Source organism: Schinkia azotoformans LMG 9581 (assembly GCF_000307855.1).
Taxonomy (GTDB): Bacteria; Bacillota; Bacilli; order Bacillales; family Bacillaceae_J; genus Schinkia; species Schinkia azotoformans.
Genome location: NZ_AJLR01000062.1, coordinates 1 through 527, shown reverse-complemented (window position 1 = coordinate 527; position 527 = coordinate 1). Strand labels below are relative to the sequence as shown.

The window sequence follows — 527 nt, the reverse complement described above, 5'->3', positions numbered from 1 at the left end:
TGTACACAATAACTGTACCCGGCAAAAAGTCTTTTGCCACTTCTTCTAACGTTCTTGGTTTTGGCTTTTTGGTATTAGCTCGTTCTGGTTGCTCTAAATCTTGCAAGGCAACGGTCGGTAAATAGCCCTCAATGGCTGTTTTAAGGTACTTAACCACGTTTCGTTTAGAATAGCCCTCTTGCTTACTTGCAACGTATGATAGATGTGTTTCTACGCCTTTTAAGCCCCTTGCTTCTTTGAGTTCATCGTATAGTGGGTAAACTTTTTCTGCAAGTCCTGTCATGGTACTTATATCTTGCATATCAGCAACATTAATTAGCCATTTTTCGCCTAATAACTTGGTGTAAGGACTTTGCATAGCTTCTGCGAAAAGCATTTTTTGTTTAGCTTCTCGGTCTGCTTTGGTTTGTAAATAAACTGTATCTTGTTGTTCTTCTTTGTAATTTTCATTCTTAGCAACTGGCTTTTTCTCAATATGAAAGACAATAGAATCAATTGAACGCCCTTTTTTGACGGTAAAATCACTT

The 527-nt window shown here is 37.8% G+C and carries 1 pseudogene; it reads right to left on the bottom strand.

Annotation, left to right across the window (positions count from 1 at the left end):
- A pseudogene (locus BAZO_RS10380) lies at positions 1–527 on the bottom strand (hypothetical protein); the annotation flags it as partial.